Origin of the sequence: Conexibacter sp. W3-3-2 (assembly GCF_009707605.1) — a bacterium.
Taxonomy (GTDB): Bacteria; Actinomycetota; Thermoleophilia; order Solirubrobacterales; family Solirubrobacteraceae; genus Paraconexibacter; species Paraconexibacter algicola.
The window spans coordinates 150,594-167,435 of record NZ_WLYW01000002.1; the positions used below are offsets into that span (position 1 = coordinate 150,594).

At 70.3% G+C, this 16,842-nt stretch carries 12 protein-coding genes; 5 read left to right on the forward strand and 7 right to left on the reverse strand.

Annotation, left to right across the window (positions count from 1 at the left end; translation table 11 throughout):
• Positions 1 to 56: 56 nt before the first annotated feature.
• Complete coding sequence (locus GKE82_RS23990; RefSeq protein ID WP_154735472.1) at positions 57 to 1,418, reverse strand: HD-GYP domain-containing protein; 1,362 nt, start codon at positions 1,416 to 1,418, stop codon at positions 57 to 59.
• Positions 1,419 to 1,538: 120 nt separating this feature from the next.
• Positions 1,539 to 2,018: a helix-turn-helix domain-containing protein gene (locus GKE82_RS31710; protein ID WP_375337057.1), complete on the reverse strand. Its 480-nt coding sequence runs from the start codon at positions 2,016 to 2,018 to the stop codon at positions 1,539 to 1,541.
• An 84-nt stretch (positions 2,019 to 2,102) separates the two neighbouring features.
• Here GKE82_RS31710 and GKE82_RS31050 point away from each other — a divergent pair, with 84 nt between their 5' ends.
• Together GKE82_RS31050 and GKE82_RS24005 are read left to right on the forward strand one after the other, a co-directional pair.
• Positions 2,103 to 3,668 carry a M3 family metallopeptidase gene (locus GKE82_RS31050; RefSeq protein WP_154735473.1) on the forward strand — a complete coding sequence of 522 codons (1,566 nt, stop codon included), beginning with the start codon at positions 2,103 to 2,105 and terminating at the stop codon, positions 3,666 to 3,668.
• Positions 3,669 to 3,782: 114 nt separating this feature from the next.
• Positions 3,783 to 5,135 carry an HD domain-containing phosphohydrolase gene (locus GKE82_RS24005; RefSeq protein WP_154735474.1) on the forward strand — a complete coding sequence of 451 codons (1,353 nt, stop codon included), beginning with the start codon at positions 3,783 to 3,785 and terminating at the stop codon, positions 5,133 to 5,135.
• Between the two features lie 145 nt (positions 5,136 to 5,280).
• On the opposite strand, the gene GKE82_RS24010 is transcribed toward GKE82_RS24005, so the two are convergent.
• The 4 genes from GKE82_RS24010 to GKE82_RS24025 form a co-directional block, all read right to left on the reverse strand.
• Positions 5,281 to 7,746 carry a hypothetical protein gene (locus tag GKE82_RS24010; protein WP_154735475.1) on the reverse strand — a complete coding sequence of 822 codons (2,466 nt, stop codon included), beginning with the start codon at positions 7,744 to 7,746 and terminating at the stop codon, positions 5,281 to 5,283.
• 138 nt (positions 7,747 to 7,884) lie between these two features.
• Entirely contained in the window at positions 7,885 to 8,628 is a 744-nt protein-coding gene (locus tag GKE82_RS24015) for a type II secretion system protein J (protein ID WP_196189446.1), read from the reverse strand.
• 5 nt (positions 8,629 to 8,633) lie between these two features.
• Entirely contained in the window at positions 8,634 to 9,281 is a 648-nt protein-coding gene (locus GKE82_RS24020) for a hypothetical protein (RefSeq protein WP_154735477.1), read from the reverse strand.
• A complete protein-coding gene (locus GKE82_RS24025) occupies positions 9,275 to 12,913 on the reverse strand; it encodes a Tad domain-containing protein (protein WP_154735478.1) in 3,639 nt (1,212 codons plus the stop codon). Before GKE82_RS24025 ends, GKE82_RS24020 begins: the two co-directional genes overlap by 7 nt.
• 70 nt (positions 12,914 to 12,983) lie before the next feature.
• Between GKE82_RS24025 and GKE82_RS24030 the strand changes: the two genes are divergently transcribed.
• From GKE82_RS24030 to GKE82_RS24040, 3 genes are all read left to right on the forward strand, one after another.
• Positions 12,984 to 14,186 carry a type IV pilus twitching motility protein PilT gene (locus GKE82_RS24030; protein ID WP_154735479.1) on the forward strand — a complete coding sequence of 401 codons (1,203 nt, stop codon included), beginning with the start codon at positions 12,984 to 12,986 and terminating at the stop codon, positions 14,184 to 14,186.
• Positions 14,183 to 15,442, forward strand: coding sequence for a type II secretion system F family protein (locus GKE82_RS24035; RefSeq protein ID WP_154735480.1), 1,260 nt, complete (start codon positions 14,183 to 14,185; stop codon positions 15,440 to 15,442). The genes GKE82_RS24030 and GKE82_RS24035 overlap by 4 nt, the downstream gene beginning before the upstream one ends.
• Positions 15,443 to 15,988: 546 nt before the next feature.
• On the forward strand, positions 15,989 to 16,201 hold the full coding sequence (locus tag GKE82_RS24040) for a hypothetical protein (RefSeq protein ID WP_154735481.1): 213 nt from the start codon (positions 15,989 to 15,991) through the stop codon (positions 16,199 to 16,201).
• On the opposite strand, the gene GKE82_RS24045 is transcribed toward GKE82_RS24040, so the two are convergent.
• Entirely contained in the window at positions 16,198 to 16,737 is a 540-nt protein-coding gene (locus GKE82_RS24045) for a hypothetical protein (RefSeq protein WP_154735482.1), read from the reverse strand. The two genes, GKE82_RS24040 and GKE82_RS24045, sit on opposite strands and share 4 nt — an antisense overlap.
• Positions 16,738 to 16,842: the final 105 nt, after the last annotated feature.

Below are 16,842 nucleotides of genomic sequence, written 5' to 3' on the forward strand. Positions count from 1 at the left end.
CCGCGGTCGGGCACCAGTGCTGTGTCCGTTTCAGCGTCCCGTCTGGTGCCCTGGCGTTACAACCGGGTGGTTGGTGCGCCTGCGAGACGGGCGTCGACGATGCGCCGCTCCACGACGAGTTCGTCGCGGTAGTGGACCGAGTCGCTGTGGCGGAACGCGTGATCGGTGCCCTTGAGCACGCGGTTCAGGGCGTCGACGACCTGGGGGTCGAACTGGCTCCCGGCGCGCTTACGCAGCTCGACGAGCGCCTCGAGGCTGCTGCGTCGCGTGCGGTAGGTGTCGGGACCGGTCATCGCGTCGTAGGCCTCGGCGACGAAGAGGATCCGTGACGCCAGCGGGATCGCTTCGCCGGCGAGCTTGTCCGGGTAGCCGCGTCCGTCAAAGCGCTCGTGGTGGTGCAGCACGATCTCGGCCACGGGGCCGAACTCGGTCATGTCACGCAGCATCTCGTGGGCGAGGCGCGGATGGGCCGCGATGCGACGCCAGTCCTCAGGGGTCGGGCGTTCGCGACCGATCAGGCCGATGTCGTGCAGCAAGCCCGCAGTGTGGACGACATCCTGCTCATCACGTGAGAGGTCCAGTTCGGCGGCGATGAGGCGGCTCAGGCGCGCGACCGCGGCGCTGTGACGGGCAAGGCTCGGAGCGTAGGCGTTGAGCGTGTTGAGCAGTGCCGAGACCATGCCCCACGAAAGGGCCGTCTGGCGGACGGCGAGATCCTGCGCGATCTGGCGCTGCTGGTTGGCGCGCGCCACCAGGACGGCCGAATGAGCCTGCAACGCGAAGATCGTCGCGGCCACGAACGCGCCGCCCCAGCCCGCAAGGGCGATCAGGGAGGCCAGCGCGATCGCGAACAACAGCTCCGAGACGAGGTACCCGTTCGCGGTCTGGAGGAGATCGGTGAGGCGCCCCCGCATGGTGGTTCCGTCGTCCTTCGCGCTGAATGCGGCGAACAGCAGCACGTGGAGCACCGTGAAGGTCGCGCACGCTGCGGTGAACGCAAGGGTGCCCTCGAGGTCGGTCAGGCTCTGTGGTGAGAGCACCTGGTAGACGAGGCCAGCAGCAGCGAGCGGGGCAAGCGTGACCGCGAGGTTCATGAGGACCGAAACGACGCGGTAGCGCTCGATGAGGTATTGGCCCAGGACTCCGAGCGTCGCGATGACGATCGCCGAGCGCGGATCGAGCAGCGCGACCGGAGCGAGCAGGAGCCCTTCGCTGGCTGCCACCCGCACGTTGGTGGCCAAGCGCGGGACGAGCGATTCGGCGGCGATGATGGCCACCACCGCGAGGGCGACCCACTGCAGCTGGGCGAACGGATCTCCGTCGAGCACGAGCAGGCCGACGGCGAGCCCGCCCGCGGCGGTCAGCGCGCATTGTGCGGCGAGGCGTCTCGTGCCGGAAGCGTCCTGTGCCGTGGTCATCGAGTGAATCAGCCGTCGCGGGAAGAAGTGCGTCTCGTGTCGACGCGAGCTTAGCCGCGGCACGCCTCACCGAGGCCAACTTGGCGTGCAAGCCCGACAGTCGGCGGGACGTGGGGTCGGTCAGCGCCCCCGTGTCGGTCCGGCGCGTCGGCCGGCGAGAAACCTGTCCAGTTCGCTCACCTCGAAGCGGCGTTGTCCGCCCGGCGTTCGATAGCTGACGAGCTCGCCGGCGTTGTCCCAGCGCCGCACAGTGGTGGTCGAAACCCCCAGATATGCGGCGGCCGCCGAGACCGACAGGTGACGAGCAGAAGGGGGGTAGACGAGGGCATGGAGAACACTTTCGTACCGGCGACGCTGGCCACGAAGGGAGCAGGTTTGGGCAAGTTTAGCCGCTTCACCGCGGCGCTCGTCGGACCTAGCACCGACAGTCGGGAGCGACGGGTCACGTCCGCCGCTGCCCGCGGTCACCGGTGCGATCAGGGCCTTCCGCCGTACAGCGTCAGGCCTCGGGGCGCATAAGCTCTGGGGGTGTCCGAACGTCAATGGGATACCGACCAGCTGCAGGTTCCTGCGCGCACCACGCGAGCCACCTCGGCGCACGCGGCGGCCGCGGAGCTCCGGAGCGAGTACGCGGGGCGCGTCGCAGCGCTGGCCCCAGACGAGATTCCCAGGTTCGTAGGGCGCGTGAGCGCGATCGTCGCCGAAGCTGACGAGGCCGCAGTTGGCGCGGAACTGCTGGTTGCCGACTGCATCGGCTCGCAGGACCGGGTCGCGGCACTCGCGAGGTGTAACGAGCTTCGCGATCTCGTTCGTATTGAGCTGCTCTTCGTCGGCCGCGAACTCGCTGCGCTGGACGCCGAGGCGCGCGGAGAGTGGCTCAGCGCGGCGCCAGCGAACGCCGCCAACGCCCTACGCCAGATGGCTGCTCTGGCCCGACGCGAACTGTCGGAGGACCGCGAGAAGCGGCTTTCGGAGCACGCTCGCGAGGTAACGGCACGCCAGGCCCGCTGGCACAACCGCGTGACGAGCCACACGTTCGAACACGACGGCCAGACGCTCACGCTGGCCGCGCTGGACTCCTTCTTCGACGAACCTGACGTTGTCCGCCGTCGGGCCGGGCTAGGGGCCGGCGCTTTCGCGCTCGCCGAGGTCGCGCCGGAGTTCGCCGACGACCTCGAGAGCGCGATCGGTTGCTTCCGTCGCGAGCAGCGCGAGCGCGGCCGCAACGACCCACGCCTCAAGCGGATCGAGGAGGAAGGCCTTGAGCTCGCGGAGATCGAGGCGTTGCACGCAGCCGTCATCAGTCGCACAGACCAGAGCCAACGGTGGTGGTCCAGCCAGGCGCGCCGCAGCGGCCTGCCGGACTTCAGCTACGCCGACCGCTACGCGATCGCCTCCGATGGACCGGTAGTGCCGGCCATGACCGCGGACGACGCGCTGGCCGCATCCATGGACACGCTCGGCGCGGTACACCCCGACATCAGCAACGCTCTGCGTGCTCTGAACGCTGGGCCGTCGCTGGACCTCTCATCTCGGCCGGAGAAGCGCCAAGACGCCTTCTGCGAGTACTTGCCGGGTCCCGTGCCGAGCTGGGTGAACGTCGCATTCCACCCCGACCATCCCCACAGCACTCACGCGCTCGCCCACGAACTCGGGCACGCCGTCCACGGGGCTCTCGCGGCCCAGAACGGGTGGCTCGCGCTCAAGCTGGCCGGTGCCATCGGCGAAGCGATGGCCGTCTTCGCGGAGACGCTGTTCATCGAGCATGCCGGAACCAATCCCCGCGGCGCCTTGGAGCAGGTGATCCTCGGGGTCCACCGTCAGACCGCGATGATGGAGTACGAGATGCGCCTTCACCGCGCCGAGGCGCCGCTGACGGCGACCACGATCTCGACCGCTTGGATCGACGCCACGGCACCAACCTTCGGCGCAGCCGTCGACCTGGCGGGCTACGAAGACCACTGGATCCTGACTCCGCACGCGATCGCCTACCCGCTCTACACGTTCTCGTACGTCTACGGCGCGCTGCTTGCCCTTCGGCTCGTAGAACTCCTCAAGGCTGAGCCGCGAAGCGGCGGCGCGACCATTGCGGCAATGATGCGCGTCGGCGCGACGCGCAGGCCCTACGAGGTTGCAGCCATGGCAGGCATCGACACCACCGACCCGGCGACGTGGATTGATGCTCTGGCCGTCATCGACAAGCGCATGGACGCCGCGGGCATCGAACCGCTCGACGGCCCTCCGACCTGATCGCCGCGCGGCCGCGCTCGTCGGTCTGCTCGCGGCTGTCGATCGGACGGAAGTCGCCACGCCGGACGACCGGCCTTCGGCGTGGCGCGGGTCGCACGCATAGACTCGGCACCGGTGCTGACCGTCCCGAACCTGCGCCTCGCTTGGGCCTCGTGTGCTGGTGCGGGCGGACTCGGGCTCGGCTTGACCTTGCTGCAGGACTCGGAGATCTCTGATCCGTGGACGATCCTCGCCCTTGCGCTGTTCTTTGCCGTCGCCGACCTGTCGGCGGTCGAGTACCGGCCAGGAATCTGGATCAGCACATTTGCGGCGTTCTGGGTGATTGGGCTGGTCTACCTCGGGCCTCTCGAGGCTCTCACGGTCTTCGCCATCGGCGTCACCGTCTCGGCAACGGGCGCGCGTGCACTTCGCCTGCCTGGCGTCTACTCGGTCCTGGGGTATGTGTGGGCGCTCTGCCAGGCAAGCGTCGTCAGCGGTGCGTTCGGGCTCGCGCTCGCGCAACTCGACTACTCCCGGTCAGAACCGGAGGCGCTAGCCGCGGTCGCCGCGGTGACGATGGCTGGTGCAGCCGTCGCCTTCGCTGTCCTACATGCCGCGCACTACTGGGTGCGCGCGGGCACGGGCCCGCGTTCGGTACTCCGCGAGTTCCGCGAGACCTGGCTGCTGCAGATCCTTGAATCGATCTCGGCCGGCGCGATCGCCTTCTTCTACGCCGTGTCCCCCTCAGCTGGGACCGTAGCCGCGCTCGCGCTGCTGCTCGTCTACGTTCGCGTCAGTGTGGCTGCCCGCGATGCGCGCTTGCTCAGCGACCGCTACAACCAGTTGGCCTGGGGAGTGCTCTCGACGATGGGCGAGACCCTCGCACTACGCGACGCGCGCGCAGCCCGGCACGGCGCCGCGGTGGGACGCCTAGCACGAGCCATCGCTGTCGAGCTCGAACTCGACCCACGGCAGCAGGAGCTCGCCGAGACGGCTGGGCTTCTGCACGACATCGGAATCTTCGCGATGTCCGACGCGGTCCTGGATATCGAGGGCGGCCTCACCCCGGACGGCTGGCGGCAGGTGCGCGAGCATCCGTCGGTCGGAGCGAGACTGCTCGCGCCGCTGGACGCCTACGGGCCGATCGCGGAGATCGTCGCCTGCCACCATGAGCGTCCGGACGGTCTGGGCTATCCGCGCGGGCTGAGCGGAGAGCAGATCCCACTCCTCTCCAAAGTCATCGCGGTCGCGGAGGCCTATGACGCCATGACCGCGCACAGCTACCAACCGCCGATCGGAACGCTGCGCGCTCTCGCCGAGTTGCGCAAGAAGGCAGGCAGGCAGTTCGACCCTGTCGTCGTGGAAGCGCTTGCTCGAGCCCTCGCCGGCACTCCCGAAGACTTTCGGGTCGCGCGCAACGTGGACTTCGGTGCCGCGATTGCCCGCCGCCACAAGATGGGCCTTGGGACCTCACGCCCCTCCTTCTGATGGCCGCGACGTGAATCCGCTCCTGCACGCTGAAGTGCACATGCGTCGCGCACGCCGTGCCGCGATGGCGGGTCCTCCTGTGCCTGGGCCTCGGCGAGTGGGCTTGGTGCAGCGGGTCCTCGCGCGCGTGCGCGGGCGTCGACGCTCAGTCGCGGCGTCGGAGTGAGCGCCTGCGTCGGCGACCACCGGGGTTCTCGTCCTGTCCGGCGTCCGAGGTGTCGGTCGCGTCGAGGAAGGCGGGGTCCAGCTCGCTCGTGAGGCCGAGCCCGAGATCGACGATCGCCGGAAGCTCGCTGAAGACCGATGCGGCAGCGGCCTGGGCCGGCGTGATCTGGGGTGCGACCGCGGCAGGGACGGCCGCCTGCGGGGTCCCCGTGAGGGTCGGCGTGGGCAGCGGGGGGAGGTCCTCGCGGTAGCCGGTGGACGCAGGCACAGGGATGGGCGCTGACGGGAGCGCTGTCACGGAGGTGGTCGACGGCGGTACCTCGAGGTCCTCGGTCGGCGCTGGCGCGGGCGCGGGCGCCGTGGCGTGGTCGTTCACCGGTGGGGTCGCCTCGAACGCGGCCTCGACGGCGTCCGCGAGGACCACGGAGTCGGGCTCGCGGTCGGCAGCGGCCTGCCGATCGGGCGCCGTCTGGGCCCGTGTCGTCGGCTCCGGCGGTGTTGGGGCCGGCTGGGTCTCGTCATCGACCACGTCGGGCGCTGGGGCCGGACTGACGAGGTCGGCGGCGTCGCTCTGGTTCGCGGGAAGCTCGTCACGCGGCTCGGCGTCCTCGCCTGGGGCGTTCGCGGGGACGGACGTGGGCGCGGCGTCGGACGGATGGGCCTCCTCGGGCTGGTCCGGCGTCAGCGCAGGGTCGTCGAGCTCGCCGGCGGGATCGGTGCCCTCGTCACCGGGCTGCTGCGGCTCGGGCTCGTCAGCGTCGGTCTCGAGCGCCACGGGAGGGTGGTCGGCGGGCTCGTCGCGTTCAGTGTCTGAGCGTGCTGCGAGAGCGATGACGTTGTCGCTGGCGGCGATCACGGCGGCCGCGGCCGCGGGATCCTCGGCCATGGGGCCGGAGGCGGGGAGCGTCTCGGCAGCGAGCTCGTCGCGTGAGACTCGCAGGAGCGCGATCTCCTCGCTCAGCGCGGCGCGGCTCTCGAGCAGCAGCCGGTTGTGCTCGCCGATCGCTGCCCATGCGTCGTCGAGGCTGCCCTCAGCGTGCTCCAAGACGCCGGGGGCGAAGAAGCTCAGGCGGGACTTCAGGCCCTCGACCACGAACTCGAACTCGCGGGTTGCGGCGGCCAGCGCGGTCTCGGCGTCGCGGCTGCTGGTGGTGGTCCGTGCCACGAGCTCGGCGATCTGGACGTGCGCGGTCTCGTACTGCTCGCGGCAGCGGACCTGCGTCTCCTCGAGCTGGCGGCGGCAGGCTCGGTCGGACTGCTCCAGGCGCGCCTTGGCCGTGGCCTCGGCTTCCTCGACGAGGCGGTCGGCCTCGGCGCGGGCGAGACGCTTGAGCTTGTCGGCGTCGACGACGGCGGCGAGCGTGCGACGAGCTGTGCCGTCGGGGTCGTCGTCGCGCTCGCGCTCGAGACGTTCGATCGTGCTCTGCGCCTCGATCAGCTGGCGGGTGAGGGCGTCCTTGACTTCGGCGGCCTCCCGGGCGTTGCGATCGCTGTCGTCGAGCATGCGCTCGACGCGCTGGTTGAGCGCCTCGAGCTGCTGCTCGCGGTCGGCCGCCGTCTGCTCCACCGCGCCGAGCTGCTGCGTGACCTCGGTGTGTCGCTCCTGGAGCGTGGTGAGGTCGCGGACGGCGTTCTCGGCGGTAACGGCGGCGGCCGCGATCCGTGCGTCCGTCTCCCTGCCGGCCTCCTTGGCCTCGTTGACCTCGGCGATGAGGCGGTCGATCTCGGCTTCGCGCGCAGCGAGGTCCGCCATCATCTGGGTGAAGCGGGCCTGCATCTCGCCGCGCTCCTTGGCCCATTCGGCCTGCTTGTTGGCGAGGGTGTCGCGGTCGGCGTGCAGCTGCGCGTGGACGGTGAGTTGATCGCGGAGCTCGGCGCTGGCGGACTCCGCGGCGGCGAGATCCTCGCGCAACCCGCGCTCGCGCTCGGCCAGCGCTGCGAGTTCAGCGGCCTGCTGTTCGCTTTCGACCAGGCGCTGGCGCAGCAACGGGAGCTCTTCGAGCCGTGCGCGGAGCTCGCGGGCCTCCGCTTCGGCGGAGCTTGCCCGCGTGCGCGCGTCTTCGGCGCTGGAGTGCTGGTCGGCCAGGCGCTGCTCGAGCTCGGTAAGGCGGGCCTGGAGAGCGCGCGCGTCGCCGGCGCGCTCGAGGGCGTCGCGCATCTCGCGCACGTCCATCTCGCGGGCGACTCGCAGCGCCTTGAGCTCGCTGCTGGTCTCTTCGAGGAGCCCCTGCGTCTGGCGGACCCAGTTGTCGACGTGCTCGGTGGAGTAGCCGTCGACCGTGACGCGGGGGAAGATCGGACGTCCCCCGGACTGGGCCTCCCAGCGCGCGTCGACCAAGCCTGTGCCTGGCCCGGCGGGGGTGGGCGCCTGGGCGCCCGGGGCCTGCTCGGCGGGCGCCGGCCCGTCGGTGTGGTCGTTGCGGCGGCGTCGGGTCAGCGGGGTCACGTCGGTGACCGTACGAGCCGTGTGTGCTGCGGCGGCGAGTTCGCTGCCTCGTCGTGGTGAACACGGGGGTGAACGCGCACGGCGCGCCGCTGCAGTGGCGCGCCGTGCGTCGGTCGGCTGGTGCTCGACCGGGGGTGGTTAGTCGCAGACCTGGGTGTTGCCGACGCCGGCGGTGCGGCGTGCGACGCGGGGGAGGAACACGCTGGTGGCGAGGACCTGCTCGGCGACGCGGTCTGCGGTCGTGGATGAGCCTGGGCCGTCCGCGTCGCGGGCGACGGTCACGTCGACCATGCCGACGCGTTCCTGCCAGCGGGCGTCGTTGGCGCGGCTGGGGGTCCTTGCGTCCTCGTAGTAGCGGAAGAGCGGGCGGGCGGCGGTCGGTGTCGGCATGCGGTCGACCAGGACGCGGGAGGGGGCGGCGGCCTCGGACCAGAGCGTGGTGTTGGGGACGGCGCCGGTCTGGGTCTTGATCTGCAGGGTGACGCCGCCGCCGCGGACCAGCGGGCGTCCGTCGGTGCCGGACTCGGCTTCGGAGCGGTAGGCGATCCGTTCGGCGGTGTAGATCCGCTGGCCGCCGGCGTCGTCGTCGGCCGGGCGGCTGGTGATGAAGACGATCTCGTTGCCGGCGGCCTGGGCGGATCCGCCGGTGATGTTCTCCACCTGCGCGAAGGGGCGTTCGGCGCGGGCGAGGCGGGCCTGGATCACGGTTTCGGCCTGGCGCAGTTGGGCGCCTTGTGTGGCGACTGCGCCCTCGGTGTCGGCGCTGACGCGCGCGTTGTTGAGGAGCTGGGCGATGCCGGCGAGCAGGATGCCCGCGAGGACGACCGCGACGACCGATTCGATGAGCGAGAACGCACGGCGGGAGGTGACGCGAGGGAGCATGGGACTCATGAGGTCGGGATCTGGGTCAGGCCGGGGGTATCCGGGACTGCAGCGGTGAGGCGGACCGTGTTGCTGAGGCGGTCGGCGCTGGTGCCGACGTCGCCGGTGGGGGCGTCGTCGTAGCGGACGATCACGGTGATGAGCTTGTAGCGGCGGTCGCGTGCGTCGTTCCAATACACATAGCTGTAGGCGGTCGCATCGCTGGCGGCGGCGGTGGGGACCTCGTTGAAGCCGCCGTCGCTGAGGCTCGTGGTGTCGAGTGGGCGCTTGGTGCGTCGCGGGTCGGTCTCGGCGGCGGTGGCGGCGGACGCTTTGCGGCCGGTGCTGAGGCGCACGATGCGGCCCGTGTCGGAGGGGCCGGGGTTGGCGGCCGCGGTGGTGCACGGCGTGACGGGGCACTGGGCCAGCCAGTCGCTGTCGTCGCTCCCCGCGTCGCTGGCGGCGAGGCCGATGTCCTCGAAGGGCAGGGAGCGCATGCGGTCCAGCTGCTGCTGGGCGTACTGGACGGCCTTGCCGCGGTTGGTCGTTTGCACGTTGACGCGGCCGGCGTCGGAGAGCAGCGACGCGAGCGTCGTGGCCGCGACGACAATCACGAGCATCGAGGTGAGGACCTCGAGGGTCGAGTAGCCCCCCTCGCTGCGCAGGCTCAGCATTCGACCGACCGATCCTGGTAGGTGGTCTGGCCGGTGAGGTCGCCGTCGGCGTCGAGAGATCGGGTCGCGCCGTCGAAGGTCGATCGTAGGCTCAGGCACCATCTCGGATACTCGTTGCGAGGGCGCAGTGCGTATCCGTCGTAGGTGAGGAGGATGGTCGAGAAGTAGGTCGCTTGTGCGCTGGTCGTCGTGGTGGAGGGCAGGCAGGACCCCGGCGGAGTCCCAGCCGGCTTGACGATCGACGGTCCCGAACGGAAACCGTTGCCGCCGAGGGGATCGACGCCAAAGTACTCGTAGACGATCGGGCCAGGCTTGGTAATCCGCGCCGTGTAGCAGCGAGCAGACACGGGGATGTTCGCGCGCCCGGGTGAGGTGACGCGCACCGAGGGCGCCAGGCCGTACTGGCAGCCCTCCGAGGTGGTGCATTGCGAGCCGGGAGTGACCGAGAGCTCCTGGGACGAAGGACAGGGCTCGAGCGTCACGGGGAAGGAGACCGTGTCCGATCCCGTGGCGTTGGTGGCGGTGACCGTCACGGTGTAGGTGCGGCCGAACAGCGGCACGGCGACGCGCGAATCACCGCTGCCGCTCGTCGTGACGGTGGCGTCCCCGAGCGTGTAGTTGGTGTGGGCGGCGTCCGAGCAGGCACCGACGGCGATCCGGATGCGGCCGGCGACCAGCTTGCCCGTACTGTCGGCGGGGTAGCGGCGCGGCGCGCCGTTGGTGGTGTTCAGGCACGGAACGGCGACGGTCGCGATCTCGCACCGCACCGTGGTGAACGATTCGTTGTCGTCGACGACCCACGACTCGTAGACGGTGCCGCTGGCCGTGGTGACAGGGACCGACGTCGTGGGCGCTCGGGCGGCGATGCGCAGGCGCGGCAGCGGCGTGCGGACCCTGATCGTCGCGGTGTCCGAGGACGGAGACGGGTCGTCAGGGTCCATGACCGTTGCGATCAGCGTCCAGTCACCGTCCCGGTCCTCTCTGGGCGGGCTGGTCGCCCCGGAGCACTTCTCCTCGACCTGCTGCCGCGGGGCCTGCTCGTTGGTCGGCTGGAAGGTCCATTGGCAGGTGGCCAGCGGGTCGGTGATCGGGCCGTTGTCGTCGCTGATGGTGAAGCTGACGCTCGGTCGCGGGGTCACGCCGGGGGCGATCTGGCCGGGGTAGCTGCTGTCATCGATCGTCAGCGTCAGGCGCCGCACGACGGTGAACCGGTAGGTGTCGGCGGTCTGGCCGGCGCGGTTGCTGGCGATGACGCGGAAGCGGTGCTCGCCGGCGGGGAGGTCGTCGTAGGTCTTGGGGCTGACGCAGGGGCTCGCCGGACCGGAGTCCATCTGGCAGTAGACGACGTCGGCGTCGCCACCGGTCACCGCCCAGGAGAACGTGACGTCTGAGGCGGCGGTCTTGGGGGCGGGCTTGCCGGTGATCCGGATGCGCGGGGCCTCGTCGGTGAGCAGTCGGTCGTCGCTGCGCACGGTGTAGGTGCCCATCTCGCCGTCTCTGGTGCTGAACGACATCTTCTGCGCGTAGGGGTGCCAGTTGAAGATGAGGGTGGCGTTGCCGCGCAGGTCTGCGCCGCCAACGGCGATCGTGCTGCCGTTGATGATCAGGTCGCCGTCGCGGGGGTCTGAGCCGTCTCCGGACCAGGTCAGCTTGCCGAAGGCCATGACGTTGCCGTCGATCCGCACGCGCAGCGGAACGCTCGCGCTGTCGTTGGTGAAGGTCAGGTTGCCGCCGCGGCCGTCGCTGTCGCGCAGGACCATGATCGCCGGGAGCTCGAGCGCGGGGTCGTTGGCGTTCTCCATGTCGCGGTCGATGGAGATGCCGCCGCCGCGGATGACCAGGTCGCAGGCGTTGACGATCAGCGCGCCGGAGCCGAGCAGGACGGTGGTGTTGCGCAGTTCGATGCGGCAGTCGGCGTCTCGCAGGTCGGGGCGCTCGATGATGACGACGCGGTTGGTGAGGTCCAGGCGTCCGGCGGCGGCGTTGGCGAGGGCTTCGAACTGACTGGGGGAGTAGCGCTCGGCGTCGGTTCGGCTGCGCCATCCCGGCAGGAAGGTCTCGTAGGACGGGAAGGCGGTGACGGTCTGCAGGCGGCGCAGCGGCCCGTCGAAGTTGACGGTTCCCGAGGGGAAGGAGGTGACCGGTGCGTCGGAGGCGTTGAAGGCGTCGACCGCGCGGGGGACGCTGGCGGTCCCCCAGGGGGTGCCGCCGTAGAACTGCGCGGCGTTGCTGTTGGCCGTGCGGCCGGCGGGGACGAAGAGCTCGTCGTAGAGCTGCTGCTGGCTGCCCGCGCCGCGCGTGTTGATCTGCGCGCCGACGAAGTGCAGATCGCCGTTGGAGCCCAGGCCCCCGCCGCGGTTCTCGGGCGCGTCGACGGGCGCTGGGGGCAGGAAGACGCGGCTCTGGGACACCACGAGTCCGCCGGCGAAGGAGGAGGTCTTGTAGCTGCCCAGCGGCGGCATCTGTCCGCTGCCGGAGAACAGGGCGTAGCGGAACACGCGCGGGACGATCGGGACGTCGATCGTTCGCGTTCGGGTGGTCTGGCGGGCGCGGCCGGTCGCGGTGATGCGGCGGATGCGGCTCTGGCCGCGGACTGCGACCTGCCACTCGCCGTCTGCGCTGTCGACGGTGTTCACCTTGGCGAAGGTCGGCGGTGCGGTGCAGCTGGAGCGTGGGAAGTCCAGCCCGCTGCAGGAGCGCTCGTCCTCTCGGGCCGAGCCGACGCGTTGGATGCGGTCGATTGCCAGCTGCAGCGCCGAGTCGGCTGCCCGCTGGGCGCGGATCTCGTCGTAGGAGCGTGAGACGTCCAGGCGGGAGTCGACCAGGCGGGTGCCGACGACTGACCCGATGACCCCGAGGATCAGGATCACGCCGATGGCGACGAGCATCGCGACGCCGCGGCGGGCGGCAAGTGACGGGTAGTGGGTGCGCGGGTTCACGTGGCGGTGACCGTACGTGCGAGCTGTGCTGCGACGGAGCGATCGTGCGGTGGCCTGTGGTGAACCGGTCCTCAGTCGCCTTGCGTTCGGGTGTGGGGTGTCTGGCCAGGCGTCGATCGTGGTGGTGGTCACAGCGGTGCGGCCGCCGGCGCAGCGCTCTGGGCAGATCAGCGAGCGGGTCAGCGGGTTGGGCCCGCCGGTGGTCGGGCGTCCGAGGATCCGGACCTGGGTGCAGAGCCGTCCGCCGTCGTCGAAGTAGGCGGGAAGGCAGCGTCCGATGACGAGGTCGTGCGCGCTGGGGTTCTCCGCGGTCCCGGGCAGCAGGACATAGGCCGCGGTCGCCGCGGTGGATGTCGGCGTGGTGGCGGTCGCGGAGTCCATGAGCTTGGCGGCGACCGGGAGCGTGAGGGTCGAGAAGCCGCGACGCTGGGTGCCCCAGGAGAGCAGCTGCGCGGCGTCGCCGTCCGTGCGGGCCTTGAGCGCCCCGATCTTGGTCGTCGGCTTTGTGCCGTCCAGTCGTGGGATGTAGACGACTGCCAGGACGCCGATCACGACGGCCACGAGGATCGTTTCGAAGAGCGTGAGACCGCGACGGTTCACCAGTGACGTGCGGGAGGTGAACGGCCTGCAGGAGGTGAACCCGCGGTGAGAGGTGAACCGCCGGCGAGTGGTGAACGGCTGGAGGAGGCTCATGTCTCAGTGACCGTACGAGCGTCCTGCGCAGCGCGCCGTGCTTGCGCGTCGCGCTCGTACGGTCACCGGCATGAGCGAGAGCATCTTCGACCCCCCCTTCCGAACGCCTGGGCCGTCCGACGAGGTGCCGGGGCCGGTGTTCGAGAAGGCGTCCACGATGGACGAGGCCCCACCTCCCGGCGACGCGGGGGATCTGCTTCTCGCCACGAGCGCCCGCGGCGCCAGCGACTTGATGTGTCGAGGCGGCGAGCTGGTGGCCGTCCAGATCAACGGGCGGGTCCAGCCGCTGGATGAGGGCGGAAGAATGGTCCGCCTACCCAGGGGCGATATGGCCTACCGGTATCTCGGGGAGGTGGCGGACCTCACCGAAGCGCAGTTGCTGAAGTGGAAGTCCGGCGCGGACCTGGACGTCTCGCGCACGCTGGCGGGAGGTGACCGGTTTCGCATCAACCTGCACCATGCGATGAACCAGCCGGGACTGGTTGCCCGTCATATCCCCAAGCACGTGCGGCCGCTGCAGGAGCTCGGACTCCCCGATGTTCTCAGCGACCTCGCGAACCTGCCCCGCGGCCTGGTGCTGGTGTGCGGTCCGACGGGATCGGGCAAGACGACAACGCTCGGGGCGATGATCGATCAGATCGTCCAGCGGGACGCGCGGCACATCGTGACGATCGAGGACCCGATCGAGATCGTTCACCGCACGTCGGGCCGATCGGTCGTCCGCCAGCGCGAGCTGGGCACCGATGTCGACTCATTCCCGACCGCGCTGCGGTCGGCGCTGCGGCAGGCCCCTGATGTCGTCCTGGTCGGCGAGATGCGCGACCCGGAGACGATCCAGCTGGCTGTCACGGTCGCGGAGACCGGGCACCTGGTGTTCGCCACGCTGCACACCACCGACGCGCCGACGACCGTGGACCGCATCGTCGAGGCGATGCCCGACGGTCAGCAGAACGGCCTGCGATCAGCGCTGGCGCTGATCCTGCGCGCGGTGGTGGTGCAGACGCTCGTCCCCACCGCAGACGGCGCCGGTCGCGTTCCCGCGGTCGAGATCATGCTCGGCAACCGGGCGATCCGTGAGCACATCCGCAAGTCCGACTCGCACATGCTGCACGGCGAGATCGAAGGTCGGTCCAGCGACGGGATGATCCGCATGGAGGAGTCGCTGGCCAATCTCGTGCGCGCGGGGAGGATCACGGTGGAGGCGGCGAGGAACGCCGCCAGTGACCGGGACGTACTCAACCGGTTCCTCGAGAAGGGACGGGGTGCGCGATGAGCGCGTCGATCTGGATCGTCAAGGGGTACGACCCGCGGCAGCCCACGGACATCGTCGCGCGCGAGGTGCGGGCGAGCTCGAAGGCCGAGGCCATCGCGGCTCTGCGCGCCGATCACGGCTTGGAGTTCGCTGGGTCGGCCGAGGAGGCACTCAAGTCCAGCGACGCCGCCAGCAACGAGTGGATCCGAAACGTCCCGGTGCTGTACCGGGTCAGCAAGCGCACCCTGCAGATGTTCACCGCGGAGCTTGCCGCGATGGTTCGCTCCGGCGTGAGTCCCAAACGAGCGCTCCCGCGGATGGAGCGGATGACGTCCTCGGTGAAGATGCGGGACACGATGAGCGCGCTCATCGTCGATCTCGACGATGGTCAGCAACTGTCCGAGGCGATGGCTCGTCATCCCGACGTCTTCGACGAGCGGTACGTCACGACGGTGCAGGTCGGCGAGGAGTCCGCGACCCTCCCGAACGCGCTGACGCGGCTGGCGGACGGCATCAAGCGAGAGATCAAGGTCCGCAAGCAGATCCAGTCCGCCCTGACCTACCCCGTGATCGTGATCGTGACCGCGATCGTCGCGATGTTCGCCGCCGTCTATCTGGTCGTCCCCGGTTACGAGGAGCTCTTCGACGAGATCGGCGCCGGCGACCTTCCGGCGAGCACGAAGATCGTGAAGGACATCAGCGAGACCTCCCGCGCCTACTGGTACCTGTTCATCGGTGGGGCGGCGGTCGCCGCCTACGGCGTGCGGCAGGCCCTGCTCAACGAGGAGTTGCGCTTCCGGATCGACCGTGGCCTGTTGCGCAGCCGACGGGTCGGATTCTTCTTCACGATCGCGGCGACAGCCCGGTTCTTCCGGGCGCTGGCGATCCTGCACTCCGCGGGCATGCCGATGACCGACGCGGTCGCCTTCGCCGCCCACGGCAGCGGCAACCGCTACTTCCGAGACCAGATGCTCGCGGCTCGCGAGGAGATGACCCAGGGCATCAGCCCGCTCCTGGCATTCGAGCGCACCGACGTCCTTCCGATGCGGGCGTTGGGCATGCTCGCCACCGGCTTGGAGAGCGCGTCGGTACCGGAGCAGATCGAGGCGGTCGCTGACGCCTTCGAGGAGGACTTGGAGGCGGCCGCCGAGAGCTTCCGGCAGGCGATCAACCCGATCGTGCTCGTCGTCGTGACGGCGCTTGTGCTCGGGTTGCTGCTCGCCCTCTACGGGCCGCTCTTCGCCGTCTACGACGGGCTCGGGGAGTCGCGCGGGTGAGACGTCGGTCCACAAGATCGTGTCGTCATCCACCAAACGTGTCGTAGACCCCATGCGTGCTCGTCCCGCGACGGGAACGAGGACGTGCGCGCGTCGGAGCGTGGGGCCGCTCCCGCTGCTCTGGAATCGATCAATGCGGGCCGGGGTGGCCTCGTCCACCGGTTCGGGACGATGAGGCCCGCTCGAAGCACGTAGGTGCTCGCCGTCGGGCTGCGACGACAACTTGTCGCGGACGACCGGCGCCCCGGCCGCTGCGCGATCCCCGCAAGCCCCTGCAAATCGCGACGACACGCGGCACGGACAGACGACACGTTGATCCGGACCGACAGGGCATGCCGGCGGAACTCCGTCCGAGGGTCATCGGCGACGGTCTGCGATCACGAGCTGACCCTCGCGGGACGCAGCGGCTCGAGCGGATCCTCGCGGGACGCCGGCGCAGGGAGCGAGAGCGCGCACGGACCAGGACGCGGCGCTCGTGGAGCCCCGGGTCGCGTTCTGCGTTGCCGGGATGCGTGGCGGGCTTCGTCAGGGCGCTATGTTCGACGGATGCTCGGCGAGGCCGCGACGCTTGAAGATCTCCGAGCTGCGCAGCGGCGGGTCGCGGAACTCGAGGCGGCGCTGGAGCGCGCGCAGGCAGCGCGCGACCTGCTGCTGGTGCGGGTGATTCGGGAGCGGGTCGGCGTCGACGTCGGGCAGGTCGCGCGCGCGGGCGGGGTCAGCCTGCGGTATACGCGCGAGCTGCTGCGCCGCGCTGCCTAGCCTGCCGTCGAACGCGGCGCGGTGAGCTTGGTGAGGTCGACCGGCCGGAAGCCTTGATCGGTGTGCAGCTCGAGGGTCCCGGGCTTGATGCGGGTGCGCGTGGTGGTCTTGCCGTCGGTGAGCTTCGGGGTGCCGTCCGGGTAGGTCTCGACGAAGGTCTCCTTGACGAGGGCGACCCGCTGGCCGACGAGCGTGGCCAGCGCGGCACGGGTTCGCTGGGCGGCGTCACGTTCCTCGTACTCCGTCCACGCGGTGTCCGGACCGAAGGAGGAGTCGCCGGTGTCGATCGCCACGCAGGTGCGGTGAGGGTTGTTGGTGTTGTGGATCGCGAGCGTGCCGACGACGCGGAAGCTGCGGATTGGTCGCGAGAGGGCCGCGAGCTCGATCTGGTCGCGCAGGTCCAGGGCGGTGCGCGCGACGGTGGCGATCCGTTGGTCGAGGGGCGCGTCGGCGCGGCCGACGATGATGGCCGCGGCTTGGACGTAGGGCCCGAGCAGCGCGTGGTCGACCTGGGGCTCGGGGAGCGAGGAGGGCATGTGGGTGATGCTGACCGTCGGGGCTGACGGAGAGCGTTGTGCCGACGGGCGGCCCGGGCATCTCTCAGCCTGGGCCGCCCTTGACGGTCGGCGCGCGTCACGGGA